Source organism: Ideonella sp. A 288 (assembly GCF_002198735.1).
Lineage (GTDB): Bacteria > Pseudomonadota > Gammaproteobacteria > Burkholderiales > Burkholderiaceae_C > Pseudaquabacterium.
Genome location: NZ_MWLO01000146.1, coordinates 36,238 through 61,962, shown reverse-complemented (window position 1 = coordinate 61,962; position 25,725 = coordinate 36,238). Strand labels below are relative to the sequence as shown.

Annotated in this window: 21 protein-coding genes; 12 read left to right on the top strand and 9 right to left on the bottom strand. The window is 72.2% G+C overall.

What is annotated here, in order from left to right:
- The first annotated feature begins 36 nt into the window (after window positions 1-36).
- A complete protein-coding gene (locus tag EOINJALH_RS24895; RefSeq protein WP_088285244.1) occupies window positions 37-597 on the top strand; it encodes a flavodoxin family protein in 561 nt (186 codons plus the stop codon).
- Window positions 594-1,517 (top strand): delta(1)-pyrroline-2-carboxylate reductase family protein, encoded by a 924-nt coding sequence (locus EOINJALH_RS24890; protein WP_088285242.1) that lies wholly within the window; start codon window positions 594-596, stop codon window positions 1,515-1,517. Before EOINJALH_RS24895 ends, EOINJALH_RS24890 begins: the two co-directional genes overlap by 4 nt.
- 178 nt (window positions 1,518-1,695) lie before the next feature.
- Here EOINJALH_RS24890 and EOINJALH_RS24885 read toward each other — a convergent pair whose 3' ends face one another.
- Window positions 1,696-2,631: a LysR family transcriptional regulator gene (locus EOINJALH_RS24885; protein ID WP_088285240.1), complete on the bottom strand. Its 936-nt coding sequence runs from the start codon at window positions 2,629-2,631 to the stop codon at window positions 1,696-1,698.
- 129 nt (window positions 2,632-2,760) lie between these two features.
- Here EOINJALH_RS24885 and EOINJALH_RS24880 point away from each other — a divergent pair, with 129 nt between their 5' ends.
- From EOINJALH_RS24880 to EOINJALH_RS24870, 3 genes are all read left to right on the top strand, one after another.
- Window positions 2,761-4,281 (top strand): CoA-acylating methylmalonate-semialdehyde dehydrogenase, encoded by a 1,521-nt coding sequence (locus EOINJALH_RS24880; RefSeq protein ID WP_088285286.1) that lies wholly within the window; start codon window positions 2,761-2,763, stop codon window positions 4,279-4,281.
- Window positions 4,278-4,757, top strand: coding sequence for a DUF3237 domain-containing protein (locus EOINJALH_RS24875; RefSeq protein ID WP_234414024.1), 480 nt, complete (start codon window positions 4,278-4,280; stop codon window positions 4,755-4,757). Before EOINJALH_RS24880 ends, EOINJALH_RS24875 begins: the two co-directional genes overlap by 4 nt.
- Window positions 4,758-5,153: 396 nt before the next feature.
- On the top strand, window positions 5,154-6,737 hold the full coding sequence (locus EOINJALH_RS24870) for a GGDEF domain-containing protein (RefSeq protein WP_088285238.1): 1,584 nt from the start codon (window positions 5,154-5,156) through the stop codon (window positions 6,735-6,737).
- Window positions 6,738-6,951: 214 nt separating this feature from the next.
- Here EOINJALH_RS24870 and EOINJALH_RS24865 read toward each other — a convergent pair whose 3' ends face one another.
- The 5 genes from EOINJALH_RS24865 to EOINJALH_RS24845 all read right to left on the bottom strand — a co-directional run bounded on the left by EOINJALH_RS24865 (window position 6,952) and on the right by EOINJALH_RS24845 (window position 12,958).
- Window positions 6,952-8,865 carry a PhoX family phosphatase gene (locus EOINJALH_RS24865; RefSeq protein ID WP_088285236.1) on the bottom strand — a complete coding sequence of 638 codons (1,914 nt, stop codon included), beginning with the start codon at window positions 8,863-8,865 and terminating at the stop codon, window positions 6,952-6,954.
- 66 nt (window positions 8,866-8,931) lie between these two features.
- Window positions 8,932-10,203: a hypothetical protein gene (locus EOINJALH_RS24860; protein ID WP_088285234.1), complete on the bottom strand. Its 1,272-nt coding sequence runs from the start codon at window positions 10,201-10,203 to the stop codon at window positions 8,932-8,934.
- Between the two features lie 57 nt (window positions 10,204-10,260).
- A complete protein-coding gene (locus EOINJALH_RS24855; RefSeq protein ID WP_088285232.1) occupies window positions 10,261-11,094 on the bottom strand; it encodes an ABC transporter permease in 834 nt (277 codons plus the stop codon).
- A complete protein-coding gene (locus tag EOINJALH_RS24850; protein WP_088285282.1) occupies window positions 11,094-11,924 on the bottom strand; it encodes an ABC transporter ATP-binding protein in 831 nt (276 codons plus the stop codon). The genes EOINJALH_RS24855 and EOINJALH_RS24850 overlap by 1 nt, the downstream gene beginning before the upstream one ends.
- A 2-nt stretch (window positions 11,925-11,926) precedes the next feature.
- Window positions 11,927-12,958 (bottom strand): ABC transporter substrate-binding protein, encoded by a 1,032-nt coding sequence (locus tag EOINJALH_RS24845; protein WP_088285231.1) that lies wholly within the window; start codon window positions 12,956-12,958, stop codon window positions 11,927-11,929.
- 54 nt (window positions 12,959-13,012) lie between these two features.
- On the opposite strand from EOINJALH_RS24845, the gene EOINJALH_RS24840 reads away from it, so the two are divergent.
- The gene (locus tag EOINJALH_RS24840; protein ID WP_088285229.1) at window positions 13,013-13,762 is read left to right on the top strand and encodes an SDR family oxidoreductase; all 750 of its coding nucleotides are present in this window, start codon (window positions 13,013-13,015) and stop codon (window positions 13,760-13,762) included.
- Here EOINJALH_RS24840 and EOINJALH_RS24835 read toward each other — a convergent pair.
- Window positions 13,737-14,696 (bottom strand): LysR family transcriptional regulator, encoded by a 960-nt coding sequence (locus EOINJALH_RS24835; RefSeq protein ID WP_088285227.1) that lies wholly within the window; start codon window positions 14,694-14,696, stop codon window positions 13,737-13,739. The two genes, EOINJALH_RS24840 and EOINJALH_RS24835, sit on opposite strands and share 26 nt — an antisense overlap.
- A gap of 100 nt (window positions 14,697-14,796) precedes the next feature.
- Between EOINJALH_RS24835 and EOINJALH_RS24830 the strand changes: the two genes are divergently transcribed.
- On the top strand, window positions 14,797-15,756 hold the full coding sequence (locus EOINJALH_RS24830) for an NAD(P)H-binding protein (RefSeq protein ID WP_158219888.1): 960 nt from the start codon (window positions 14,797-14,799) through the stop codon (window positions 15,754-15,756).
- Here the strand turns inward: EOINJALH_RS24830 and EOINJALH_RS24825 are convergent.
- Window positions 15,728-18,079 (bottom strand): TonB-dependent siderophore receptor, encoded by a 2,352-nt coding sequence (locus EOINJALH_RS24825; protein ID WP_088285223.1) that lies wholly within the window; start codon window positions 18,077-18,079, stop codon window positions 15,728-15,730. The genes EOINJALH_RS24830 and EOINJALH_RS24825 overlap by 29 nt on opposite strands.
- Before the next feature lie 220 nt (window positions 18,080-18,299).
- Here EOINJALH_RS24825 and EOINJALH_RS24820 point away from each other — a divergent pair, with 220 nt between their 5' ends.
- Complete coding sequence (locus tag EOINJALH_RS24820; protein ID WP_088285222.1) at window positions 18,300-18,935, top strand: hemolysin III family protein; 636 nt, start codon at window positions 18,300-18,302, stop codon at window positions 18,933-18,935.
- A gap of 70 nt (window positions 18,936-19,005) precedes the next feature.
- On the opposite strand, the gene EOINJALH_RS24815 is transcribed toward EOINJALH_RS24820, so the two are convergent.
- A complete protein-coding gene (locus tag EOINJALH_RS24815) occupies window positions 19,006-20,079 on the bottom strand; it encodes a septal ring lytic transglycosylase RlpA family protein (RefSeq protein WP_088285220.1) in 1,074 nt (357 codons plus the stop codon).
- 263 nt (window positions 20,080-20,342) lie between these two features.
- On the opposite strand from EOINJALH_RS24815, the gene EOINJALH_RS24810 reads away from it, so the two are divergent.
- From EOINJALH_RS24810 to EOINJALH_RS24795, 4 genes are all read left to right on the top strand, one after another.
- Complete coding sequence (locus tag EOINJALH_RS24810; RefSeq protein ID WP_088285218.1) at window positions 20,343-22,697, top strand: DUF3141 domain-containing protein; 2,355 nt, start codon at window positions 20,343-20,345, stop codon at window positions 22,695-22,697.
- Window positions 22,698-22,723: 26 nt separating this feature from the next.
- Entirely contained in the window at window positions 22,724-23,503 is a 780-nt protein-coding gene (gene fabI / locus EOINJALH_RS24805) for an enoyl-ACP reductase FabI (RefSeq protein WP_088285216.1), read from the top strand.
- Window positions 23,504-23,512: 9 nt separating this feature from the next.
- Complete coding sequence (locus EOINJALH_RS24800) at window positions 23,513-24,190, top strand: cyclin-dependent kinase inhibitor 3 family protein (protein WP_088285214.1); 678 nt, start codon at window positions 23,513-23,515, stop codon at window positions 24,188-24,190.
- A gap of 79 nt (window positions 24,191-24,269) precedes the next feature.
- Window positions 24,270-25,724 carry a bifunctional enoyl-CoA hydratase/phosphate acetyltransferase gene (locus EOINJALH_RS24795; RefSeq protein ID WP_088285280.1) on the top strand — a complete coding sequence of 485 codons (1,455 nt, stop codon included), beginning with the start codon at window positions 24,270-24,272 and terminating at the stop codon, window positions 25,722-25,724.
- Window position 25,725: the final 1 nt, after the last annotated feature.

Sequence of the window (25,725 nt, the reverse complement as noted above, 5' to 3'; positions counted from 1 at the left end):
GGTGAACACCGGCAGGCGCCGCACGAAGGCCCCACGATGACCCCCACCCAACCGCTGTTCCTCGTCGCCAGCACCCGCGAGCCGGGCGTCGTCGGCAACACCGAGGCCCTGGCCCGACGCGCCGCCGCCGCCCTGCCCGCCGGCAGCACGCCGACCTGGCTGCACCTGCACGGCCTGGCCCTGCCGCCCTTCGAGGACCACCGCCACGACCGCGGCACCTACCCGATGCCCGACGGCGACGCCCGCCGTCTGCTCGACGCCACGCTGGCCGCCAGCGAACTGGTGTTCGTCTCGCCGGTGTACTGGTACAGCCTGCCGGCGCCGATCAAGCTCTACCTGGACCACTGGAGCGCCTGGCTGCGCGTGCCGGGGCTGGACTTCAAGGCGCGCATGGCGGGCCGGCGCCTCAGCCTCGTCACCACCAGCGGCAACCGCGAAAAGGCCCAGCCGATGATCGACAGCGTGCGGCTGTGCGCCGACTTCATGGGCATGCCCTGGGGCGGCGCGCTCTGGGGCCAGGGCGGTGCGCCCGGCGCGGTGGCCGGCGACGCCCGCGCGCTGGCCGAGGCCGACACCTTCCTGGCGCAGCGGCCGTGAAGGTCTACGACGACGCGGCCACCGCCCGGGCCCTGCCCTGGCTCGCGCTGCTGGACGCCATCGAGCAGACGCTGGTCGACCAGGCCGCCGGCCGCGTGCAGGCCCCCGACCGCTGGGTGCTGCCACTGGCCAAGGCGACCTCCTGGTTCCTGATGCCGGCCTGGCTGCTGCCGCCGGCGGCCGACCTGGCGGCCATCAAGCTGATCACCTTCAACGCCAGCAACCCGACCCGGGGCCTGCCGGCCATCCTGGGCGACGTGATGGTGCTGCGCGCCTCCACCGGCGAGCGGCTGGCGCTGCTCGACGGCCCCACGGTGACGGCGCGGCGCACCGCCGCCGTCAGCCTGCACGCCGCGCGCACGCTGGCGCCGCTGCCCACCGGACCGATGCTGGTGCTGGGCACGGGCGTGCAGGCGATGTCGCACGTGCAGGCCTTCAGCCAGGCGCTGGGCGTGGACGAGGTGTGGGTGCGCGGCCGCACCGACGCGTCGAGCCAGTCCTTCGCACAGGCCCTTCACCAGCAGGGTCTTTATGCCGAACCGGTGACCGACCTCGATGCCGCACTCGCGCGCTGCCCGCTGGTGGTGACGGCCACCTCGGCCCAGGCGGTGTGCCTGAGCGGCCGTGTGCGCGACGACGCCTTCGTCGCCGCGGTGGGCGCGTTCTCGCCGCAGATGATCGAGCTGGACCCTGCGCTCACCAGGGACATCGCCACGCGCGGCCAGGTGGTGCTCGACAGCGCCGCCGCCCGCCACGAGGCCGGCGACCTGATCGCCGCCGGGCTCGACCTGATGTCGCTGCCCACGCTGGCCGACCACCCACCGCGCCGCGACGGCGGCCCGGTGCTGTTCAAGAGCTGCGGCTCGGCGCTGTGGGATCTGGCGGCGGCGCGCTGCGTCGCGGAGCGGCCACACCCCTAGTTTCAAGTGGTGACGGGGGGTGCGCCGCCGTTCGGCGCCGTGTACATTGCGTGTCAGCCGGGGTTCGCCCCGCAAGTGTCCCAACGACGTCCTCTCTGAGGACTTGAACAGCCCGCCCGAGCAATCGGCGGGCTTCTTTTTTTGCGCTGACCTTTTGCCCTGATGGCGTCGGGGTGGCTCAAGCCGCAAAGCCGTCGCGGAACGACTCTCGCAGGTACGCCACCAGGGCCTGCACCGCGCGCGGCACGTAGGGGCTGTAAGGCCGCAGCGCGAACACCTGGCCGGCGAAGCTGCCCTCGGGCCGCCAGTCGGGCAGCACCGGCTGCAGGCGGCCAGCCTTCAGGCCCGACTGCGCACTGAAATCGGGCAGCAGCGCGATGCCCAGGCCGCCGAGCGCCGCCTCGCGCAGGGCCTCGCTGTTGTTCGCCGAGAAGCAGCCCGACACCGGCACCGTCACTTTCTGCGGCACACCGGGCCCCAGCCGCGCCAGCTGCCAGGCCGGCGCCTCGCCGTGGCGCAGGTAGTGCAGGCAATCGTGCGCCGCCAGGTCGGCCGGCACCGCTGGCGCGCCACGGCGGCGCAGGTAGGCGCGGCTGGCCACCAGCACCGAGCGCGTCTGGCACAGCACCCAGGCCACGTGCGTCTGCGGCGGCGCATGGGTGTGGCGGATGGCCAGGTCGATGCCCTCCTGCGCCAGCGGCACCAGACGGTCGGACAGGTCGAGCTCGATGCGCACCTCCGGGTGCGCGCGCAGGAAGGCCGGCAGCCGCGGCACCAGTTGCTGGCGGGCCAGCGCCACCGGTGCCGTCACGCGCAGCAGGCCGCGTGGCGCGGCGGCCAGGTCCTTGATGCCGGCGAAGGCCGCGCCGATGGCGTCGAACGCGCCGCTGGTGGCGTCGGCCAGTTGCTGGCCGGCCTCGGTGAGGCGCACGCTGCGCGTCGTGCGGTGCACCAGCGGCACGCCGGCGGCGCGCTCGAGCTCGGCGATGCGCTGGCTCATCGCCGCCTTGCTCACCCCCAGCCGCTGCGCGGCCGCCGTGAAGCTGCCCAGGGTGCCCAGCACGGTGAGCCAGTGCACATGGCTCCAGAGGGTGTCGATGCGGCGGGTGTCCATCGCAGGCTGTTCTCCGATTCGATCGACCATTGTTCAGCAAACTGAACAATGAATCCAGCGCCGGACGTCTAGGCGCGCCACCCCGACGCGCCTAGACTGCGCGCTCCGAACCACATTCAGGAGATGACCATGGGTGCCCCCGAAGCCTTCACCGCCACCACCGACGTCGGCCACTGGATCGGCGGGCGCGCCGTGCCCGGTGCCAGCGGCCGCAGCCAGGCCGTCTACCACCCGGCCAGCGGGCGCGTGGCCCGCCAGGTGGCGCTGGCCTCGGTCGACGAAGTGGCCGCCGCCGTGGCCGCCGCCCGCGCCGCCGCGCCGGCCTGGGGCGACACGCCGCCGATCCGCCGCGCGCGCATCCTGAACAACTTCCTGCAGTTGCTCAACCAGCACCGCGACACGCTGGCCGCGATGATCACCGCCGAGCACGGCAAGGTCTTCACCGACGCGCAGGGCGAGGTCACACGCGGCATCGACATCGTCGAGTTCGCCTGCGGCGCGCCGCAGCTGCTGAAGGGCGACTACACCGAGCAGGTGTCCACCGGCATCGACAACTGGACGATGCGCCAGCCGCTGGGCGTGGTGGCCGGCATCACGCCGTTCAACTTCCCGTGCATGGTGCCGCTGTGGATGTTCCCCGTGGCGCTGGCGGCAGGCAACGCCTTCATCCTGAAGCCCAGCGAGCGCGACCCGAGCTGCTCGGTCTTCATGGCCGAGCTGCTGAAGCAGGCCGGGCTGCCCGACGGCGTGTTCAGCGTGATACAGGGCGACAAGGTGGCGGTCGACGCGCTGCTCACCCACCCCGACGTGAAGGCGCTGAGCTTCGTCGGGTCCACACCGATCGCGCAGTACATCTACGAGACCGGCGCCCATCACGGCAAGCGGGTGCAGGCGCTGGGCGGCGCCAAGAACCACATGGTGGTGATGCCCGACGCCGACATCGAGCAGGCGGTGGATGCCCTCATCGGCAGCGCCTACGGCTCGGCCGGCGAGCGCTGCATGGCCATCTCGGTGGCGGTGCTGGTGGGCGACATCGCCGACAAGATCGTGCCCAAGCTGGCCGAACGCGCCCGCACGCTGAAGGTCATCGACCCGATGGACCTGGCCGCCGAGATGGGCCCGATCGTCACGCAGCAGGCCAAGGACCGCATCGAGGGCTACATCGCCCTGGGTGCCGAAGAAGGCGCCAAGCTGGTGGTCGATGGCCGCGGCCTGAAGGTGCCCGGCCTCGAGGGCGGCTTCTTCACCGGCGGCACGCTGTTCGACCACGTGGCGCCGTCGATGCGCATCTACAAGGAAGAGATCTTCGGCCCGGTGCTGTGCTGCGTGCGCGTGGCCGACCTGGCCACCGCGGTGCAGCTGGTCAACGACCACGAGTTCGGCAACGGCGTCTCGTGCTTCACCAGCGACGGCGGCGTGGCACGCGAGTTCTCGCGCCGGGTGCAGGTGGGCATGGTGGGCATCAACGTGCCGATCCCGGTGCCGATGGCCTGGCACGGCTTCGGCGGCTGGAAGAAGAGCCTGTTCGGCGACATGCATGCCTACGGCGAAGAGGGCCTGCGCTTCTACACCAAGCAGAAGAGCGTGATGCAGCGCTGGCCCGACAGCATCGGCAAGGGCGCCGAGTTCGTGATGCCGACGGCGAAGTGACGCTGCCCGTGACGATGCCGCCGCCGCCCGCGCTGGTGCCGATGGCCCAGGTCGTCTGCGAGGTGGGCGCGCTCGTCACGCTGGGCCAGGCCCAGCACGGCGAGCGCCGCTACGTGCCGCTGGGTGGTGGCACGGTGCGCGGGCCCGAGCTCAACGGCACGCTGGTCGAGGGCGGCGTCGACTGGCAGGTGGCCCGCGCCGACGGCGCGCTCGACATCGCCGCGCACTACGTCATCCGCACCGACGACGGCGCACTCATCGAGGTGCAGAGCGACGGCCTGCGCCACGGGCCGGCCGAGGTGATGGCCCGGCTGGCGCGCGGCGAGCCCGTGGGCCGCGACGAGTACTTCTTCCGCACCGTCGTGCGCTTCACCACCGGCGCGCCGCAGTGGCTGCACCTGAACAAGGTGCTGGCCATCGCCGTGGGTCAGCGCGAGGCCCGCTGCGTGCGGCTGGATTTCTATCGCCTGACCTGAGCGTCCTGTCAGCGGCAGGCGCGGCGGGCACCGCCGGGTCGGCCGATCGAGACCCCCCTGCTCACCGGGCCGCGGAGCCGACGACCCAGGCGCGCGGCCAACCGACCCGCAGCGTCTCCCGCCGTCGGCGGGGTGTCGTGCCGACCGCCGCCCGATCGAGACCCGAAGTCGACCGCCCTGGTGGCCCGCCGTGGTAGCCCGCCATGGTGGCCCGCCCAGGTAGGACCGCCCACGCCGAAGCCGCGAGGGGCCGCCATGACGACAACGCCTGCTGCCGTCCCGACGCCGGCCCTTCTGGTCTTGAATATCGCCTGCCGAGCCTCCAGATCGTTCAGGAAGCGGCTGTGCGAGGGCAATAGGATGCCGGGTTGCCCGCGCTGCCGCCAACGCCCCGCCATGTCCGCCACCATCCTCGCAACGACCGCCCTCGACACTGCCCGCCTCGCCCGCACCCAGGGTGACCTGCCGGCGGGTCTGGCCGCGGCATTGCAGGCCCTGACCCAGGAGACCGGTGCCGCCGAGCGTGCCGAGGCCGGCCACCTGGCCTGCTTTTTCCACTACCGCCTCGGCCAGCTCGACGCGATGCTGGCCCTGGGACGGACAGTGGCCGGGCAGCTCGAAACCCTGGGGCGGATCGAGGAGCGGGTCGAACTGCTGCGCTGGATGGCGATCGGCGGCGCCGAGACCGGTCGCTTCGACCTGGCGCTGCAGTCGGCCGACCAGGCCTACCGCCTGGCCCAGCTGCAGGACGATGCCGGACAGCGCGCCATGGCGCTCAACGCGCTGGCCGCCTGCTTCGAGCGCATGGGCGATCCCTGGCAGGGCGAGCGACTGATGGTCGACGCCCTGGCGCAGGCCGAGGCCGACGGCGGCGTCTATCCCCGCATGGTGACGTTGAACAACCTGTGCGGCCTGACCATCGGCGCGTACCACATGCTGCGCGGCGTGGCCGACGACGAGGCCCGCGCGGCGCTGGAGCGGGCCCACGGCTACGCCGAGCGGGCGCTGGCGCTGGCGCAACCGGCCGGCGAGCCGTTCTTCCTGGTCTTCGTGCACGGCAACCTGGGCGAGGTGCTGCTGCACCTGGGCCTGCTCGACGAGGCCGGGCGGTTGCTCGACCAGGCCCTGCGCGACGCGATCGACAAGGGCTTCACCGCCCAGGCCTGGCGCATCCGCTGCACGAAGGCCGAAGAACACCTGGCCCGCGGCCGGCCCGCCGAGGCCCGCGCGCTGCTGCTAGAGCTGATCGCCGAGGGCGGCACCCAGGTGCCGCAGGCCACCGCGCTGCGCCTGCACCACGGGCTGTACCTGGCCTGCCGCACGCTCGAACTGCCGATCGAGGCGCTGCAGCACTTCGAGCGCTACGAGCACCTGCTGCGCCAGCGCGCGGCCAGCCAGTTGCGCGCGCAGTCCGAACTGCTGGTGACGCGGCTCGAGGTGGAGCGCGCTCATTTCGAGGCGCAGACCGAGCGCGCGCGCGCCGCCGAGATGGCGCGGCACGCCAACCACGACGCGCTCACCGGCCTGGGCAACCGCCGCCATGTCGAGAGCCACCTGCCGGCGCTGCTGGCGCGTGCGCACGAACGCCAGCAATCGCTGGCGCTGGTGGTGGTGGACATCGACCATTTCAAGCTCACCAACGACCGCCACGGGCACCTCTGCGGTGACCGCGTGCTGGTGATGCTGGCGCAGATGCTGCGCGAGAACACCCGTGCGGCCGATCTGCTGGCCCGCATCGGCGGCGAGGAATTCCTGATCGTGCTGCCCGACACCGAGTTCGCCCGCGCCATCGAGGTGTGTGAGCGGCTGCGCGAGCGCGTGGCCGGCCACGACTGGGACACGCTGTCGCCCGGCCTGTCGGTGACCGTGAGTGTCGGCCTGGCGCAGACGCCGCCGTATGACCAGGACGGGCTGTTCGAGCTCGCCGACCGCGCGCTCTACCGCGCCAAGCAGGCCGGCCGCAATCGCGTGCGCGCCTGACCCAGGGCCCCCACGCTCCGTCGCTCGCGCTCGGTCGCTGCCCCCCGAGGGGGCCCAGCCCGCCTTGGGGCGGCCCGGCGGCGGGCTGCCGGCCCCCACGCTCCGTCGATGGCGCTCCGTCGCTGCCCCCCGAGGGGGCCCAGCCCGCCTTGGGGCGGCCCGGCGACGGGCTGCCGGCCCCCACGCTCCGTCGCCTGCGCTCCGTCGCTGACGCTCAGGTGCCCACCGCGCCGCCGTCGCGTCGTCGGATGGCCACGGTGGCGGAACGAGGGCGGCCATCGGGGCGGAAGTCGGGCCAGTTCGACACCTTGCGCGGGGCCGCCGGGTCGCCGCGGTAGCGCGGTGTCTCGCCGGGGTGCTGCACGTTGATGAACAGGGTGCTGCCGTCGGGCGTCATCGCCGCGCCGGTGATCTCGCCATGGGTCGGCCCGGTGAGGAAGCGCCGCACCTCGCCGCTGCGCAGGTCGCAGGCCAGCATCTGGTTGTTGCCCAGCCGGCCGAACTCGCCCTGGTTCAGCGACGTGGGCCCGATGTCGGTCTGGATCCAGAGCACGCCGCGCGCGTCGAGCATCAGCCCGTCGGGGCAGCCGAAGGCATCGCCCTGGACATTGCCCCGGGCCTCGGCGCGCTCGTTGGCCGGGTCGCCGGCCAGCACCAGGTGGTCCCAGCGCATCGTGGTGGCGTCGAAATCGCTCGCTTCCTTCCAGCGGATGATGTGGCCCATGTCGTTGCGGGCGCGCGGGTTGGCGGCGTCGACGCCCGGCTGGCCGGGCGCGCCGCGATCCCGGTTGTTGGTGAGCGTGCAGTACACCCAGCCGCTGCGCTGGTCGATGGCCAGCCACTCGGGCCGGTCCATGCGCGTGGCGCCGAGCAGGTCGCTGGCCTGGCGTGCCTTGATCACCACCTCGCCGGCATCGGCAAAGCCGTTGGCCGCGGTCAGCGGGCCCTGCCCGTGCACCAGCGGCAGCCAGCGGCCGGTGCCGTCGGCGTCGAAGCGCGCCACGTGCAACGTGCCGTGGTCGAGCAAGGTGCGGTTGGCCTGTGCCGCGGTGCGGCCACCACCGGCCGGGGCGATGCGATCGCGGCTGACGAACTTGTAGATGTACTCGAAGGCGGCGTCCTCGCCCGAGTAGACGACCGCGCGGCCGTCCTTGGTCACCGCCACCCAGGCGCCTTCGTGCGCGGCACGGCCCAGCGCGGTGCGCTTGACCGGCGCGCTCGCCGGGTCCATCGGGTCCACTTCCACGACCCAGCCGAAGCGGTGGAACTCGTTCGGGTGCCGGCGCGCATCGAAGCGCTCGTCGTGCCGGCTCCAGCGGTACCACGTGTCGTTGCCCAGACCCCAACGCCGCTGGTCGGCGTCGGGCTCGCCCGGTCCCTGGAAGTAGCCGGCCCAGTTCTCCTCGCCCGACAGGCAGGTGCCCCAGGGCGTCATGCCGGAGGCGCAGTTGGCGATGGTGCCGAGCACGGTGCGGCCATCGGGATCTGCAGCCGTGCGCATCAGCCGGTGGCCGGCCGCCGGCCCCTGCACCGCGCAGGGCGTGGTGGCGGTGATGCGCCGGGCGAACCGCGACGGCCGCACCATGCGCCAGCGGCCCTCGTGCAGTTCGACCTCGATCACCGCCATGCCGTGCGCGGCCTGGGCCTTGCGCACCTTGTCGGCCGACCAGCTGGCCAGGCCGTCGAGGTGCAGCAGACCGTCGTCGGTGTACTCGTGGTTGATGGCCAGCAGGCCGCGGCGGCTGCCGTCCAGCGGGAAGTACTGCAGGCCGTCGTGGTGCATGCCCATCTGCAGCGCCTGCTCGGCGGCGCTGTTGCCGGCGTCGAAGCGGAAGGCCGGCATCGCGCCGGCCACGCCCACCGGCTCGCCCCAGGGCGCCAGCGGCTGGGCCACATAGCCCTCGGGCACCACCAGCGCATCGGCCACGCTGGGCGGGATGGCCTTGAAGCCCAGACGCGACCCGGCGGGGGCCTCGTCGGCCGCGGCAGCCAGCGGGCCGAAGGCGGCCGCGGCCGCGGCGCCGAAGCCGCCGCGCAGTACCTGGCGCCGCGCGGGGTCGGACACCTCGTGCACGCCCGGGCTGGCCGAGCGGTTGCTGTCTTCGATGTCGTGCGGATCGGTCGTCATGCGGGACTCCAGCGCACCCCTGCCCGCGGCGCGCCATGCGCACCGGACTGCGCCCAGCGCATTCTCTCAGCGGTACATCGGCAGGCGGTCGAGGCGGGCGTCGATGTCGGCCAGCTGGCGCTGGTAGGCCGGCGAGCCGACGCTGCCGTAGCGCTGGTTGAACTCGGGGGGTTTCATGAACTCGGGCAGGTCGCTCACTTCGGGCATCAGGTCGGCATCGGTCACGCCCGCGGCCAGCGCCCGCTGCAGACGCTGGGGCTGGCGCAGCGCAGCCAGGCCGAAGCGGGTGCCGGCGCGGTCGACCGCCACGTCGGTGAAGCTGAAGCCACTGCCGACGCGCGCATCGTTCACCTCCTTGAACAGGCCGATGGCATCGGACAACGGGCCGCCCGCCTCCACCGCCAGCGCTGCCGAGATCAGGAAGTGCAGCGGGAAATCGTCACGCCCGGCCATGGTCAAGCGCCAGGGCGGCGGCAGGCGCCAGCGGCGCGCCGCCGGCACCACCGACACCAATTGCCGCGGGTGCGACGCGAAGGCCATGGCCAGGATCGCGGCCCGGTTCTCCTGCGCGGCGTCGGCGCCTTCGACGCCGCTGCGCTGCGCGGCCAGCGCGAACACCGTCGGCATCAGCTGCACCATCGGGATGCGCCCGCCGGCGACCGACTTGAGCTTCAGCGTCGCCAACTGCTCGACGTACACCCGCAGACGGTCCTGCTCGGGCGCGGCCATCATCGAGCCGACCAGTCGACCGGCCAGGTCGGCCCGCCAGACGTAGCGCACCGACACCTGGCCCGTGTCGAAGGCCATGCCGCGCACCACGTCGCGGGCCAGCAGCACCTGGTCGGGCCCGAACTGCCAGGCCGCCACTTGCCGAAGCGCCCATTCGCCCAACCAGCCAGGCACCGGCACGCGCCCGATGCGCAGGCGCTCGATCAAGGGCAGGGCCTCGGTGTCGCGCAGCGTGAGGTCGATGTTGAGCCAGCGGCCGGCCATCCACCCCCGCGTGCCGATGCTGGCCTGCAGCCGCAGGCGCCGCGGTTGCAGGGTTGCCCGCGCCGCCGCCGGCGCGCTGCGCTGCGCGATCTGGTCGAGCAGCAAATCGACCTCGCGCTGCGTCATGGCCAGCTCGCGCACGCCCTCGCCAGCCTGACGTCGCGGGTCGATCGAGCGCAGCAGCCGCGCCGCGCGGGCCAAGTCCAGCACCGACACGTCGGCAGCGCGGGCGACCTCGGGTTGGCCCTGCAGCACCACCGAGCCCACCAGCGCCCCCAGCAGCAACACGGCCAGCACAGCGCTCAACACGACCAGCAGCCCGCGCCACAGCCAGCGGGTGATCACGGGCGCACCGTCCGGGTCGGTGTGGCCGACGGTGGCGAAGGCAGCGGCAGGCCCACGTCAGAGCTTCTCGGTTTCGCCGCTGCGCGGCTGCCACTTCAGCAGCCGCCGCTCGAGCCGACCGACGGCGCCGTCAAGCGCCAGCGCGAACCCGGTGAGCACCAGGATGCCGGCCATCACCGTGTTGATGTCGAACACGCCCTCGGCCTGGTGGATCAGGTAGCCCACGCCGCTGGCCGAGCCGAGGTACTCGCCCACCACCGCGCCGACGAAGGCCAGGCCCACGCTGGTGTGCAGCGAGCTGAACACCCAGCTGGTGGCGCTGGGCAGGTACACGTGCCGCAGCAGCTGCTTCGGGCTGGCGCCCAGCATGCGCGCATTGGCCAGCACCACCGGGCTCACCTCCTTGACGCCCTGGTAGACGTTGAAGAAGACGATGAAGAACACCAGCGTCACCCCCAGCGCCACCTTGCTGGCCACGCCCAGGCCGAACCACACCGCGAAGATCGGCGCCAGGATGATGCGCGGCATCGAGTTGAGCGCCTTGATGTAGGGCTCGAGGATGGCGCTGGCCATCGGCGCCAGCGCCAGCCACAGGCCGCCGCCCAGCCCCAGCCCGGCGCCGATGGCGAAGGCCAGCAGCGTCTCCACCAGGGTGATGGCCAGGTGCTGGTAGATGTCGCCCTCGGTGACGAACCAGCGCCAGATGCGGCTGAAGATGATCAGCGGCTCGCCGAAGAAGAAGGCCGCCTGCTTGTCGTTCTCGAACATCAACGGCGGGATCAGGCCCGGCGTGGTCATCAGGTGCCAGAACACGAACAGCGCGACCAGCAGGCCGACCTGCCAGACGCGCAGGTTGCCGGGGCGGGGGGCCAGCCACTTCCAGGCCGACATCACGCCGCCTTCACCTGCAGTTGCTGCGCGTAGCCCTTCAGCACCTCGTCGCGCAGCACCGCCCAGATGGCCTTGTGCAGCTCGATGAAGCGCGGCGCGCTGCGCACCTCGGCCACGTCGCGCGGCCGCTCCAGGTCGATGGCGAACTCTCCGATCGGGTGGCTGGCCGGGCCGGCCGACAGCACCACCACGCGGTCGCTCATCGCGATGGCCTCGTCGAGGTCGTGGGTGATGAACAGCACCGCCTTGCGACCGGTGCCGGTTGTGCCCTGCCAGATGTCGAGCACCTCGTTCTCCATCAGCTGGCGGGTCTGGATGTCGAGCGCGGAGAACGGCTCGTCCATCAGGATGATGTCGGGGTCGGGTGCCAGCGTTTGCGCCAGGCTCACGCGCTTGCGCATGCCACCGGACAACTGGTGCGGGTAGCGGTCGCCGAAGCCGCCCAGGCCGACGCGGCGCAGCCAGGCCTCGGCCTGTTCGTTGGCCTGGTCCATCGGCATGCCGCGGAACTCGAGCCCGGCCACCACGTTGCCCAGCGCGGTGCGCCAGGGCATCAGGCTTTCGGTCTGGAACATGTAGCCGGCGCGGGCATTGAGGCCCTGCAGCGGCTGGCCGAACACCTCGACCCGTCCGGTGCTGGGCGCCAGCAGGCCGGCCCCCACGTTGAGCAGCGTGCTCTTGCCGCAGCCGGTGGGCCCGACCACCGAGACGAACTCGCCCGCGCCCACCGTGAGCGTCACGTCGCGCACCGCCGTGTAGCGCTGGCCGGGGTCGTGCTTGTCGACGAAGGTGCAGGCCACGTCGTGCAGGGCCAGCGCGGGCGCGTTCACGGTCACCCCTTCGGGTACTTCGCGTTCGCGGCCTTGGCGAAGTCGTTGGTGTACACCGCCTTCAGGTCGAGCGTGGCCTTGGCGATCTCGGGGTCGATGCTGGCCAGCGCGCGGTAGGCGGTGTCGGGACCCTTCTCGGGGAACAGGCCGTCGGCCGACAGCGCGCCCTTGGCCGACAGGAAGGCATCGATGTAGACGGCGCGGTCGCCGAGCAGGTAGGTCTCGGGCACGGCCTTGATGATGTCGCCGGGGCCGGCGGCCTGGATCCACTTGTCGGCGCGCACGATGGCGTTGGCCAGGGCCTGCACCGTGCGCGGGTGCTTGTCGATGAAGCTCTGCGGCAGGTACAGACAGGCCGCGGGCATCGGGCCGCCGAACACCTTCTCGGCCTCGGCCACGATGCGCGTGTCGGAGATGATCGTCAGGTCGTTGCTGCGGGTGAGCTGGGTGATCACCGGATCGAGGTTGGACAGCGCGTCGATCTGCCCCGAGCGCATCGCCGCCACCGCGCCCGCCCCGGCGCCCACGCCGACAATGCTGACGTCAGACGGCTTCAGGCCGGCCTTGGCCAGCACGAAGTTGGCCATCACGTTGGTGGAGCTGCCCGGCGCAGTGACGCCGATCTTCTTGCCCTTGAGGTCGGCCACGGTCTTGAAGCCGGCCATGGTCTTGGGGTTCACGCCCAGCACGATCTGCGGCGCGCGGCCCATCAGCGCCACGGCGCGCAGGCGCTGGCCCTTGGCCTGCATGTTGACGGTGTGTTCGAAGGCGCCGCTGACCACGTCAGCGCTGCCGCCGACCAGCGCGCGCAGCGCCTGCGAGCCGCCGGCGAAGTCGACGATCTTCAGGTCCAGGCCCTCGGCCTTGAAGTAGCCCAGCTGCTCGGCCACCGTGAGCGGCAGGTAATAGAGCAGGTTCTTGCCGCCGACGGCCAGCGTGAGACTGGCCTTCTCGAGCCCCTGCGCGCGCAGGGCGGTGGGCAGGCCCAGCAGGGCGGGCGTGGCGGCGATCAGGGTGCGGCGGCGCAGGGTCATGTGGGCATACTCCGGCAGGTGAATCTCGGACTTTAACCAAGGGCCCCCCTCGCCATGCCACCTTCGACCCTGCTGATCACCGGCGCCAGCCGTGGCATCGGTGCCGCCGTGGCGCGCCGCGCCGCCGAGCGCGGCTTCGACATCGTCGTCAACTACGCGCGCGATGCCAATGCCGCCGAGGCCGTGGCCGCCGACGTGCGCGCGCTGGGCCGCCAGGCCCTCACCGTGCAGGCCGACGTGGCCGACGAGGCCGCGGTGCGCGCCATGTTCGCGCGCGTCGACGCCGAGATGCCGCCGCTGGCCGGGCTGGTGAACAACGCCGGCATCGTCGGCATGAAGTCGCGGCTGGACGAGATGGACGTGGCCCGCTGGCGCCTGCTGCTCGACACCAACGTGCTGGGCAGCCTGCTGTGCGCACAACTGGCGCTGCGGCGCATGAGCACGCGCCACGGCGGCCAGGGTGGGGCCATCGTCAACCTGTCGAGCATGGCCGCAACGCTGGGCTCGCCGGCCATGTACGTGGACTACGCGGCCACCAAGGGCGCGATCGACAGCTTCACCATCGGCCTGGCGCGCGAGCTGGCCGGCGAAGGCGTGCGCGTCAACGCGGTGCGGCCCGGCATCATCGACACCGACATCCACGCCGCCAGCGGCGAGCCGAACCGCGCGCAGACCTCGGCGTCGATGATCCCGATGGGCCGCCCCGGCAGCGCCGACGAGGTGGCCGCGGCCATCGTCTGGCTGCTCAGCGACGAGGCCAGCTACACCACCGGCGCCATCATCGACGTGAGCGGCGGGCGCTGACGGCGGCCGATGGCGGTGGGGCGGCCAACGCCGGCCCGGCCCACCCCGCCAGCGCCTCCGCCAGGAAGTCGAACACCACCCGCAGCCGCCGGCTGCTGCGCAGCTCGCGGTGCGCGGTCAGCCACACCGGCAGCACCGGCAGTTCCAGCTCGGACAGCACGCGCACCAGCTGGGGCTGGCTGGCCGCCAGCGGCACCATCGCGATGGCCACGCCCAGGCCGGCGCGCAGCGCTTCGAAGGTGACGAGCTGGTTGTCGCAGCGGAAGGCGAAGAAGCGCTTGTCGACGGCGAAGCCGGCGCGCTGAAAGCCCTCGATCAGCTGGGTCGACTGGTCGAAGCCGATCCAGCGCAGGCGGTGCAGCGTGTCGGGGCTCACCGTGCCGCCAGCGGCGGCCAGCAGGTCGCGGTGCACGAAGAAGCCCAGCGGCCAGTCGACCAGGTGCCGCGTGATCACCGCGCCCTGCGTCGGCTGAACCATGCGCACCGCAATGTCGGCCTCGCGCTCGAGCAGGTTGCCCAGCGTGTCGCTGGCCACCAGTTCCACCTGGATCTCGGGGTGCAGCCCCGCCAGCCGCGCCAGCATCGGCGGCAGCACATGGGCCGACACCACCTGGCTGGCCGTCAGGCGCACGCTGCCGGCCAGTTGCTGCACCGGTGCGGCGCCGGCATGCGCGCAGGCCTCGGCGGCGGCCAGCATGCGCGAGGCCGGCTCCACCATCGCCTGCGCCACCGCGCTGGGCACCAGGCGCCGCGCGGTGCGCTCGAACAGCGGCGCGCCCACCGCCGCCTCCAGCGCCGCCACCTGGCGGCTCAGCGTGGGCTGGCTGGTGCCCAGGTGCGCGGCGGCACGCGTCAGCGAGCCCTGCTCCACCACGGCCACGAAGGCGCGCAGCAGGTTCCAGTCGAGGCGGGTGGGGTCGAAGGCGGCGGCCATCACCTATTCAATCATGAATGGCAGGCATTCTGGTATCCGTCTTCTCACAGTGAGCGAGACGCGGCACGATCACACCATCGAATCAACCCTGGAGATGAACATGTCTGTCGTGATGGTGCTCGGAGCCAATGGCCGCCTCGGCCGCGCCGCTGTGGAAGCGTTCGACCGTGCTGGCTGGGACGTGGTGGCACAGATGCGCAGCCTGCCGCGCAGCCCGCTGCCCCTCGGTGTGAGACTGGTGCAGGCCGATGCGCTGGATGTGGCCGCCATCCGCGGCGCGGCGCCGCGGATCGACGTGATCGTCAACGCGCTGAACCCCGACTACACACGCTGGGCCACGCTGCTGCTGCCGCTGACCGCGGCCGTCATCGCCCTGGCCGAGGCCACCGGCGCCACCGTGATGCTGCCGGGCAACGTCTACAACTTCGGCAACCAGTTGCCACCCGCGCTGACCGAGACGACGCCGTTCGCCGGCACCCACGACAAGGCGCGCCAGCGCATCGCCCTCGAAGCCTCGCTGGCCGAGGCCGCGGGCCGCGGCGTGCGCAGCATCGTCGTGCGGGCGGGCGACTTCCTCGGCGACCAGGGCACCTGGATCGACCTGGGCTTCACGCGCAGCCTGGCCGGTGGCCGTGTCACGCACCTGGGCCCCGACGACCTCGAGCACGCCTGGGCCTGGCTGCCCGATCTGGCGCGCGTGTTCGTCGCCGTGGCCGAGCGACGCGCCACCCTGCCGCCGCATGCGGTGCTGCACTACGCCGGCCTCACGCTCACCGGCGCGCAGATGCATGGCCTGATCGAGCAGGCCAGCGGCCGCCCGCTGCAGCGCGCCGGCTTCCCGTGGTGGCTGATGCGCCTGGCTGCGCCGTTCGCGGCGATGCCGCGCGCGCTGATCGAGATGCGCTACCTGTGGCAGCGGCCGCACCGGCTCGACGAGACGCGGCTGCGCCAGCTCATCGGCGAGGTGCCGCACACCGCGCCCGAGGCGGTGCTGCGCGCCTGCCTGGCCGCGCTGCCCGGCGCCGAGCGCGTCAGAACCGAAGCTCGAAGCGCAGCGTGACGTTGGTGTAGGTGCGCGACAGCGTGTCCTGCGCCTGCGTGCTGCCGTCGGCCAGCAGCACGGTGGTGCCGGTGTCGTAGTCGCTGGCCGAGGCATTGGCCAGCGACAGGCGCGCGCTCGCGGCGGTGCCGAAGCGCCACAGCGCATAGGCGTCGAGCACGCGCTTGACACCCTGGCGGTACACCTGCGAATCGATCTGCTGCACGACGAAGGACGGCGTGAAGTTGAAGCTGCCGCCGAAAGTGAGCGGCATGCCTCGCAAGGGCCAGTCGAAGCCCAGGTTGGCGGTGTAGCGCGGCTGCTGGTCGAGCCGGTTGTTGGGGCCGGCCACGCCGTCCACCTTCGACCAGAGCAGGCTGCCGTTGGCGCGCAAGGTGAGGGGCAGATCGGTGACCCACAGGTCGGACGGTCGGAACTTGGCCTCGAGTTCCAGACCCGCCGCCGCGGCCCGGCCGATGTTCTGCGGGCGTGCCACCCAGCGGGTCACGGGCTGGCCGTTCGCATCGACAGCCCACGTGGGCTGCTCTTCGGCGCGCACCGTGCGGATCAACTGGTCGATCTGGCGGGCGAAGAGGTTGGCGCTGACGATGCCGCCGGCATCGAGGTAGTGCTCGAAGGCGAGGTCGAGGCCCCAGGCCAGTTCGGGTTTCAGGTCGGGGTTGCCAGCGCGGTCGGGGTTGAGCGGCTTGTTCGGTTGGGTGGTGTCGCGGTGCAGCGTCGCAACCGTCGGCCGCGCGATCAACTGCGACGTGGTGGGCGACTTGTAGCTGCGGGTCAGGCTCAACCGCACCTGGTCGCGCGGGGCGTCTGGCAGCTTCCAGACCATGTGGGCCAACGGTGTGAGCACGCCGCTGCGGTTCTTGAACTCCTGAAGCACCGCACCACCCACCTGTGCGACGCCGTCGCTGGTGGTCTGGATGCCCTCCCAGCGCAGGCCGGCATAGAAGGAGAAGGTCTTGCTCCACTCCCACTCGTCCTGCGCCCAGCCGGCCAGGCGCAACGTGCGGGCCTGGAGGGCGTCGCCGAACTCGGCCAAGGTGGCCTCACCACCCTCGGTGGTGAGGCGGCGGTCGCTGCGCTGGCCGCCCTGCAGCTCCCAGCCGGCCGACACGCTGTGTCGGTCGGCGATCAGCTGCGAGTATTTGCCATTGAGCTCGAGGCTGAGGTCGCGCACCGAACCGTCGTCGACCTTGCGGGGCAACGACAGGCCGTCGAACGCGTATTCCTCACGTTGGGTGAGGCTCGCGCTGCGCGCCAGCATGGTCGCGAAGCGCAGCTGCAAGCGGCCGCCGTTGCCGAGGGTGCGCTGCCAATTGCCATTGAGCCGGGCCATCGAGCTGTCGGCGTCGGTGCGCTGGTCGGCAAGGGCATAGGGCGCCGCTTCGGGGTCGGGCGCCTGGACCAGCGTGTGCTGGCCACTGCTGCGGCTGCGGCCCACGCTGGCCATGGGGTTCAGGTCGAGCGTGTGGCCGGGCCCGAGGCGGAACTGGAATCGCCCGTTGACGAACACGCCCTCGCGGCGGTTCAGCGACCGCTGCCCGGTCCGCTGCTCGAGCACGGGTTTGCCCGCGTCATCGCTGTCGACGCGCCGGCCGGTGGACTCCTCGGCCTGGTGCTGTCGGTTGAAGGCCGCCGACAGGTTGTAACCCAGACCCTCGTTCTGGCCGCTGTAGGTCCAGTTGCCGTTGGCCTGGGGGTGACGGTCGTCCTCGAGGCCGACGCCGAGGCGCAGTTCGTTGGTCTTGCGCTTGAAGTCCTCGCGCATCACCACGTTGATGATGCCGGCGATGGCCCGCGCGCCATGCTCGGCCACCGGCGAACGCATGATCTCGATGCGTTCGATCTGCTCGGGTGCGATCGAGTCGAGCGAAAAACCGAAGGGCATGCGCTGGCCGTCGATCAGGATGGCCGTGTAGCCGCCACCCATGCCTCGCATGCTGGGGTTGCCGCCCCGGCCCGGCGGCCCGCCCATCGTCACGCCGGGCAGGCGCTTGAGCACCTCGCCCAGCGTGCTGTCGCCCATGCGGTCGAGTTCGTCGCGGCCGTAGACGATCTTGGCGGCGGTCGAGCGCCGACGATCGGCATTCGCGTCGGCACTGCCGCTGATCTCCACGCGCTGCACGGCTGCGGCGCCGGCCGGCGTGGGCGGGGCGGCAGGCGTCGATGGAACGGCGGGGGGCTTGGGCGCCGGGTCGTCCGTCGCCGGCGCCCCCTGCGCGGCTGCGCCGCCGGCCAACCCTCCCGTTGCCAGGGCCAGGGCCACGACCAGGGCCGCGGGGCGCCGCACAGGCGCGCAGGGGGTGTCGGCGGGATGACGTGCCATTCGGTGGTCCGAGGGGCGGGCACGCCCGCGGAACGCGCATTGTCGTAAGGCTTTGTTGCGCCGGCGTTTCCGGCCCCCTGGCCGAGGGTCGGCGACTGCGTTCCATGGGGCCTGGCCCGCCGGCTCATGGGCCGCCGCTTACAGCCGCTTGCACACCCGCGGCGCCCCCGCCCTGCAGTTCGCCGGCCAGGTGCCGAAACCTCGTGAGAGGGTATCCGCCATGCCACGCAACGCAGAACAGACCGAGGAACTTGCCAATGCGGCCAGCCATGGCCTGAGCGGCCTGCTGGCCCTGGTGGCCTGGCCGGCCCTGGCCGCGCCGGCCGTGGACGGCCAACCGGTGCTGCACCAGGCGGGCGTCAGCGTGTTCGGGTTGACCATGCTGCTGATGTTCGTGGCCTCGACGCTGTACCACGCGGCACCCGCCGGCCCGGCGCGCCACCGGCTGCGCCGGCTGGACCACGCAGCGATCTACCTGTTCATCGCCGGCAGCTGCACGCCCTTCGCACTGGGCACACCCGACAACGGTGGCCAGTGGCTGGTGCTGGCCGGCGTGTGGGCCCTGGCCCTGGCCGGCATGGCCGCCAAGCTGGCCGACCGGCTGCGCCAGCCGCTCGCGTCGACGATGCTGTACCTGGGCTTCGGCTGGCTGGCCGGGGCCGCCGCCCTGCCGGCGCTGAGCCAGTTGAGCGGGAGTTCACTGGCGTTCCTGGTGGCGGGCGGCGTGGCCTACTCGGTGGGCTGCGGCTTCTTCCTGCTGGGCCGCCGCATGCGATACGGCCACCTGGTGTGGCACCTGTTCGTCATGGCCGGCTGCTCGTTCCACCTGCTGGCGCTGCTGCAGATGCGGGGCTGAGGCCGCCGCCGTGTCGCCGAACCTGGCGCGCGCCCCGGGAAGCAGGCAGCAAGACGCCTGGCCCGCGTTCCTAGCGCCGCTCCAGCAGCACCGGCGCAGCGGCCAGCCGATCGCGCAGCCGATCGGCGGCGAACAAGGCGTCCTGTCGGCTCGCCCAGGGCCCTGCCTGAACCCGGTGCCAGGGCGCATCGGCCACCACCGACAGCCGGGGCGCCAGCCAGTCCACCTGCTGCGCCAGCTGCTGCCGCCAGGCCTCGGCCGAAGTTGCGTCGCGGAAGGCGCCGAACTGCAGCCAGAAGCCGGGTGCCAACGGGGCCCCCGCAGGCGCCGCGGTCGCGGTGTCGTGGGTGCGCCCGGGGATGGCGTCCGGGCGCAGCCCGGGTGCGGCGCCCACCTGCTGCGCCAAAGCGGCGATGGGGTCGGCATCGCCGGTGTCGGCCGCGGGCGTCACGGCGGGCAAGGGCCCAGGCACAGCCGCCGGTGCCGGCGCCGGCGCCAACGGCAGGACAACGGGCGGGGGCGGGGGCGCAGCCGCGACCGGCTCGGCGTCGCGCTGCCAGCTGCCACTGCGGATGGCCTCGTGCGTGAGCCGTTCCAACTCCACCGGCGCCACGCCGTTGAGCAAGCCCAGCTTCAAGGCCGCGGTGTAGCTGAGATCGATGACGCGGCCGGCATGGAAGGGCCCGCGGTCGTTCACCCGCACCACCACCTCGCGGCCGTTGGCCGGGTTGCGCACCCGCGCATAACTGGGCAGCGGCATCGTCTTATGCGCCGCCGTCATCGCGTACATGTCGTAGGTTTCGCCGTTGGCCGTGGGCCGGCCGTGGAAGGCGCGGCCGTACCAAGAGGCCAGGCCGCGCTCGCGCATCGGCGGGTCGCCCAGCCGCGGCACGTAGGTCTGGCCGAACACCTCGTAGGGCTTGTTGGGTCCGCCCGCGCGCACCGGGTCCACGCGCGGCACCGCGTCGGGCACAGCGGCCAGGTTGGGCGGCGGCGACGCGCCGGGCCCGTCGCGGCCCGGTGCCGACGGCGTGCGCAAGCCCGCGCAACCGGCCAGCCCCAGCGCCACGACCCACGCCAGCAGCCGGCCGGCCGTGCGGGCCGCCGAAGCACCGGTGGACGAAGAGGCATGGGCCGTGGACATCGCCGGCCATTGTGCGCATCGGCGCGCACTCGGCGTGGCGGGAGACGCGCCAAAGACGCCCAGGCAAGGCGCCGGCACGACGGCCAAAGGCACCACACCGGTGCACTTTGGGCGCTGCCAGGCCCCAAAGGCCCGCCTCCGTGTCGCAGTGCACATACAAATTGGAGGGCACACTCCATCCTATTGTGCAGTGCAGCAAATAGACTGTAAGTCAGCCCTTCCTCGCGGGATACCCGTCACAGAAGGTGCCTATCCTGTTTCACATGGACTCGAACCTGACCACCTCTGCCGTTGACCTCTCCCCGTCCTGGCCCCTGAAGACCCTGGCACCGGGCGCCGACTACCTGCGCGACACCGCCGAGCGGACCGTGCTGTTCCTCGACACCCTGCGCCGCCGGGGCAACCGCTACGCCAAGGACACCCACGCCGGCGCCGCCGACCTGCTGAAGTTCGAGCACGAGCTGGTGCTGGACGGCCACGACCTGCCCCGGCCCTGCAACTATTCGCTGCTGCACATCCTGCCGCCCGATGGCCTGGCCATCGACCCGACCAGCCAGCCGGTGGTGGTGGTGGACCCGCGCGCCGGCCATGGCCCGGGCATCGGCGGCTTCAAGGTGGACTCCGAAGTGGGCGTGGCCCTGCGCGCCGGCCACCCGGTGTACTTCGTCACCTTCCGGCCGCAGCCCGAGGAAGGGCAGACCCTGTTCGACGTCGGTCTGGCCGAGGCCCGCTTCCTGGAAGAAGTGGCGGCTCGCCACCCGCAGTGCAGCACACGGCCGCTGGTGATCGGCAACTGCCAGGCCGGCTGGGCCATGGCCGGGCTGGCCTCGGTGCGGCCCGAGCTGTTCGGCACGCTGATCCTCGTCGGCGCACCGCTGTCGTACTGGGCCGGTGGCGCCAAGCTCAACCCGATGCGCTACAGCGGCGCCACGCTGGGCGGTTCGTGGCTGGCCGCGCTCAGCTCCGACCTGGGCGGCGGCCGCTTCGACGGTGCGCACCTGGTGAAGAACTTCGAGAACCTGAACCCGGCCAACAGCCTGTGGAGCCGCTACTACAGCCTGTGGTCGAAGGTGGACACCGAGGCCGAGCGCTTCCTCGAGTTCGAGCGCTGGTGGGGTGGCTTCTTCCGCATGACCGGCGACGAGTTCGAAACCATCGTCGAGAACCTGTTCGTCGGCAACAAGCTGGCCAGCGGCGAGGTCGAACTGGGTGGCCACCGCATCGACCTGCGCAACATCACGGCGCCGGTGGTGGTGTTCGCCTCGTGGGGCGACAACATCACACCGCCGCCGCAGGCGCTGAACTGGATCATCGACACCTGGGGCGACGAGCGCGCCATCGCCGCCGCGGGCCGCGTCATCGTCTACGTGCTGCACGAGACGGTGGGCCACCTGGGCATCTTCGTGGGCGCCGACGTGGCGCGCAAGGAGCACGACCAGATCGTCAACTCGCACGACGTGATCGAGCACCTGCCGCCCGGGCTGTACGAGATGCAGGTGCGGGCCAAGGGCGACCAGCCCACGGCGCACCTGGATGCGCTGGAGCCCGGCAGCTACAGCATGACCTTCGTGCGCCGCACGATGGACGACCTGCGGGCCATCAACCCGGAGGGCCGCGACGAGGAGAAGCTGTTCTCGACCGTGGCCAAGCACTCCGAGATCAACATGTCGCTGTACCGGACGCTGCTGCGCCCGCTGCTGCGCCCCTGGTCGACCTCGCCGCTGGGCGGCCGTGCGCTGGCCGATGCGGCCGTGCACCTGCATCCGCTGCGCCGGCAGCGGCAGGCGCTGTCGGACGTGCACCCGGCCTCGCCCGGCCTGCGCGCGCTGGCCCAGCACGTGCGCGAGCACCGCCATGCCGTGGCCGACGACCACCCGGCGCGGCACGTCGAACGCACCGTGTCGTCGTGGGTCGAGTTCGGCCTGAACTGGTACCGCGACCAGCGCGACGCCGCCACCGTGCAGTTCGCGCGTCTGGCCTTCGGGCCGCTGGGCGTCGGTGCCTTGCTGCCCCCCGACCCGCCGGCCGAACAGCTGGCCGTGGCCCGGGCACAGGCCGAGTTGCAGCTCGCGCGCGACGAGGTGCTGACGCAGATCGACAGCGGCGGCTACGCCCGCGCGGTGTGCCGCATCGTGCTGGCGGCGATGGCCGGCCACGGCGCCTTCGAGCGCCGCAGCCTGCGCCTGGCCCGCCGCCTGGCCGAGCTGCCCCCTGCCCCGGGCGCCGCGCCGCGGTCGGTGGTGGAATGGCGCGCGCTGGCCCATGCCGAGGCCCGCGTGCTGGCCGTGGCCCCGCTGGAAGGCCTGGAGGCCCTGGCGCGCATGCTGCCCACCGCCCCGGAGCGCGAGCGCGCGCTGGCGGTGGCCACCGCGGTGCTGATGGTGGACTCGACGGTGATCAAGTCGCCGCCGGACGTCATCGCCGGCCTGATCCGCGCGCTGCAGGCCGATGCGCAGCGTGTCACCGAACTGGCCGCGCAGCTGTGCGCCAGTGCCGTGCACGCCCCGGCGCCGGCCGATGGCGCGCCGCCGCTCGCACTGCCGACGCCCACCCCGGCAGAAGCCGCGCGCGCCCGACCACGCCGCCGCGCCACCGTCAAGGTGCCCACCGCGGCCTGATCCCCACTTCAATTCGAACACCCGCCATGTCTTCACGAACCGTCGCCCGCCCCCTGGAGGGCAAGAACATCCTCGTCACCGGCATCGCCGATGAGAAGTCCATCGCCTGGGGCTGCGCCAAGGCCTTCCACGACATGGGCGCCAGCCTGGCCGTCACCTACCGCAACGACCGCGACCGCGACGCCGTCGGCGCCCTGGCCGAGCGCCTGGAGGCCCTGTGCCTGCCGCTGGACGTGATGGTGGAAGGCCAGATGAAGGCCGTCTTCGAACGCCTGTCCTCGCACTTCGGCGTGCTGCACTCGGCGCTGCACTCGATCGCCTTCGCGCCCAAGGCCGACCTGCACGGCTCGCTCACAGATTGCTCGCGCGCCGGCTTCCTGAAGGCGATGGACTGCTCCTGCTACAGCTTCATCGAGATGGCCCACTACGCCGCCCCGCTGATGACCGCCGGCGGCACGCTGTTCACGATGAGCTACCACGGCGCCCACCGCGTCACCGAGCACTACAACGTGATGGGGCCGGTGAAGGCCGCGCTGGAATCGTCGATGCGCTACCTGGCCCATGAGCTGGGCCGCCAGGGCATCCGCGTGCACGCCATCTCGCCCGGGCCGATCCGCACCCGTGCGGCCAGCGGCATCGCCGATTTCGAGGACATGGCCAACGACGCCGAACAGCGCGCCCCCGCCGGCGCCATGGCCGGCATCGAGGACGTGGGCTACGCCACCGCGATGCTGGCCGTGGACAGCGCGCGCATGCTCACCGGCTCGACGGTGTACGTGGACGGTGGCGCCCACATCATGAACTGAGCCACGCCCATGGCCGACACCTCCGCCGACACGGGCTGCCCCCTGGCCGCCGACCACCGCGAGCCCGCCGAGGCCGGCTTCGCCGCGGCCGACCGCCCGCCCCTGGCCACCGTGCTGACGCCACAGCCCGACGTGCCCCGCACCAGCCTGAGCCACCCCCTGCGCATCGACGAGGTGGTGGTGGCCCACACCGCCGGCCGCATCGGCCTGTGCATCTGCCCCGGCAAGCGCGGCCACAGCCTGAAGGGCGCGCGCTGGCAGCGCGATCTGGCAATGGACCTGGCCGTGGTGCAACGCTGGCGCCCCAACGCCGTGCTCACCCTGCTGGAAGCGCACGAGTTCGACCTGCTGGGCGTGCCCCAGCTCGGACCGCAGCTGCAGGCCCGCGGCATCGAATGGCACCACCTGCCCATCGTCGACATGCAGCCGCCGGACGCGCGCTTCGAGGCCGGCTGGCACCGCACCGGCCCGCTGGTGCGGCGCTACCTGGACCAGGGCGGGCGCGTGCTGGTGCACTGCCGCGGCGGCCTGGGCCGCACCGGCTCGGTGGCTGCGCGCCTGCTGGTCGAGCTGGGCACGCCGGCCCACGAGGCCATCGCCCGTGTGCGCCAGGCCCGGCCCGGCGCCATCGAAACCCTCGAGCAGGCACGCCATGTGCTGGACCTGCCGCAACCCGGCCGGCGCTGACCACCGGCCCCCACCCCGCGGGGCGGGACTGAACTGACCCTTGGAGAGCAACGTGGAACTGGAACAAATGCCGCAGCCGATGGTGCCCGCGGCCTGGACACCGAATGCCGACGACAGCGCCCTGCTGGCGGGCGGGTACGAGAACGTGCCCTTCGACGAGATCCAGATCGGCCAGACGGCCAGCATGTCGCGCAAGCTGACGATGGACGACATCGAGCTGTTCGCCACCGTGTCGGGCAACAGCAACCCGGTGCACCTGGACAAGGCCTTCGCCGCCGACACCCGGCACCACCGCATCATCGCCCACGGCATGTGGTCTGGCGCGCTCGTCTCGGGCGTGCTGGGCTCCAAGCTGCCCGGCACCGGCACCGTGTACCTGGGGCAGGACCTGCGCTTCCTCAACACCATCGGCGTCGGCGAGACCATCACCGCCACCGTCACCGTGGTGGAGAAGCGGGCCGAGCAGTCGGTGGTGGTGCTGAACTGCGTGTGCACCAACCAGGATGGCCAGTTGCTGGTCACCGGCACCGCCGTGGTGACGGCGCCGACGCAGAAGGTGCGCCGCGAGAACCAGGAGCTGCCGCAGGTGCAGCTGATCCACCACCACCAGCACGACGCGCTGCTGGCCCGCTGCGACGGCCTGCCGCCGATGCCCACCGCGGTGGCCTACCCCTGCGACGAGACCTCGCTGCGCGCCGCCGTCGACGCCGCCGCGGCCGGCCTGATCGAGCCGGTGCTGGTCGGACCGGCGCAGCGCATCCGCGAGGTGGCGGCCACCTTCGGCATGGACATCACCCGCTTCCGGCTGGTGGATGCCGAGTTCCCGCAGGACGCCGCCGAGGCCGCGGCCCGCCTGGCCCGCGACGGCGAGGTCGATGCGCTGATGAAGGGCTCGCTGCACACCGATGAGCTGATGAGCGCGGTGGTGCGCAAGGACAACTGCCTGCGCACCTCGTCGCGCATCAGCCACGTGTTCGTGATGAACGTGCCCACCTACTCGCGCACCCTGCTCATCACCGACGCGGCCATCAACATCGCGCCGACGCTGGAGGACAAGGTCCACATCATCCAGAACGCCATCGATCTTGCCCATGTGCTGGGCGTGCCCAAGCCAAACGTGGCCATCCTGTCGGCGGTCGAGAACATCAACCTGAAGATCCCGTCGACGCTGGAGGCCGCCGTGCTGTGCAAGATGGCCGACCGCGGCCAGATCCGCGGCGGCGTGCTCGACGGCCCGCTGGCCTTCGACAACGCCATCTCGGCCGAGGCCGCGCGTACCAAGGGCCTGGTGTCGCCGGTGGCCGGCTCCGCCGACATCCTGCTGGTGCCCGACCTGGTGGCCGGCAACATGCTGGCCAAGCAGCTCACCTTCCTGGCCCATGCCGACGCCGCCGGCATCGTGCTGGGCGCCAAGGTGCCGATCATCCTGACCAGCCGCGCCGACAACTTGCGCACGCGCCAGGCCTCGTGCGCCGTGGCCGCCCTGCTGGCCCAGGCCAACCGCGACGCGCGCGCCGCACGACCCGCCCACTGAA

What these genes read in the sequence shown, in the direction of transcription:
- EOINJALH_RS24840 (WP_088285229.1), top strand. Translation starts at nt 13,013, where the DNA reads ATGCCACCTTCGACCCTGCTGATCACCGGCGCCAGCCGTGGCATCGGT.
- EOINJALH_RS24885 (WP_088285240.1), bottom strand. Translation starts at nt 2,631, where the DNA reads ATGGACACCCGCCGCATCGACACCCTCTGGAGCCATGTGCACTGGCTC.
- EOINJALH_RS24870 (WP_088285238.1), top strand. Translation starts at nt 5,154, where the DNA reads ATGTCCGCCACCATCCTCGCAACGACCGCCCTCGACACTGCCCGCCTC.
- EOINJALH_RS24825 (WP_088285223.1), bottom strand. Translation starts at nt 18,079, where the DNA reads ATGGCACGTCATCCCGCCGACACCCCCTGCGCGCCTGTGCGGCGCCCC.
- EOINJALH_RS24815 (WP_088285220.1), bottom strand. Translation starts at nt 20,079, where the DNA reads ATGTCCACGGCCCATGCCTCTTCGTCCACCGGTGCTTCGGCGGCCCGC.
- EOINJALH_RS24835 (WP_088285227.1), bottom strand. Translation starts at nt 14,696, where the DNA reads ATGGCCGCCGCCTTCGACCCCACCCGCCTCGACTGGAACCTGCTGCGC.
- EOINJALH_RS24855 (WP_088285232.1), bottom strand. Translation starts at nt 11,094, where the DNA reads ATGTCGGCCTGGAAGTGGCTGGCCCCCCGCCCCGGCAACCTGCGCGTC.
- EOINJALH_RS24795 (WP_088285280.1), top strand. Translation starts at nt 24,270, where the DNA reads ATGGTGCCCGCGGCCTGGACACCGAATGCCGACGACAGCGCCCTGCTG.
- EOINJALH_RS24845 (WP_088285231.1), bottom strand. Translation starts at nt 12,958, where the DNA reads ATGACCCTGCGCCGCCGCACCCTGATCGCCGCCACGCCCGCCCTGCTG.
- EOINJALH_RS24820 (WP_088285222.1), top strand. Translation starts at nt 18,300, where the DNA reads ATGCCACGCAACGCAGAACAGACCGAGGAACTTGCCAATGCGGCCAGC.
- EOINJALH_RS24800 (WP_088285214.1), top strand. Translation starts at nt 23,513, where the DNA reads ATGGCCGACACCTCCGCCGACACGGGCTGCCCCCTGGCCGCCGACCAC.
- EOINJALH_RS24810 (WP_088285218.1), top strand. Translation starts at nt 20,343, where the DNA reads ATGGACTCGAACCTGACCACCTCTGCCGTTGACCTCTCCCCGTCCTGG.
- fabI (WP_088285216.1), top strand. Translation starts at nt 22,724, where the DNA reads ATGTCTTCACGAACCGTCGCCCGCCCCCTGGAGGGCAAGAACATCCTC.
- EOINJALH_RS24865 (WP_088285236.1), bottom strand. Translation starts at nt 8,865, where the DNA reads ATGACGACCGATCCGCACGACATCGAAGACAGCAACCGCTCGGCCAGC.
- EOINJALH_RS24895 (WP_088285244.1), top strand. Translation starts at nt 37, where the DNA reads ATGACCCCCACCCAACCGCTGTTCCTCGTCGCCAGCACCCGCGAGCCG.
- EOINJALH_RS24880 (WP_088285286.1), top strand. Translation starts at nt 2,761, where the DNA reads ATGGGTGCCCCCGAAGCCTTCACCGCCACCACCGACGTCGGCCACTGG.
- EOINJALH_RS24830 (WP_158219888.1), top strand. Translation starts at nt 14,797, where the DNA reads ATGTCTGTCGTGATGGTGCTCGGAGCCAATGGCCGCCTCGGCCGCGCC.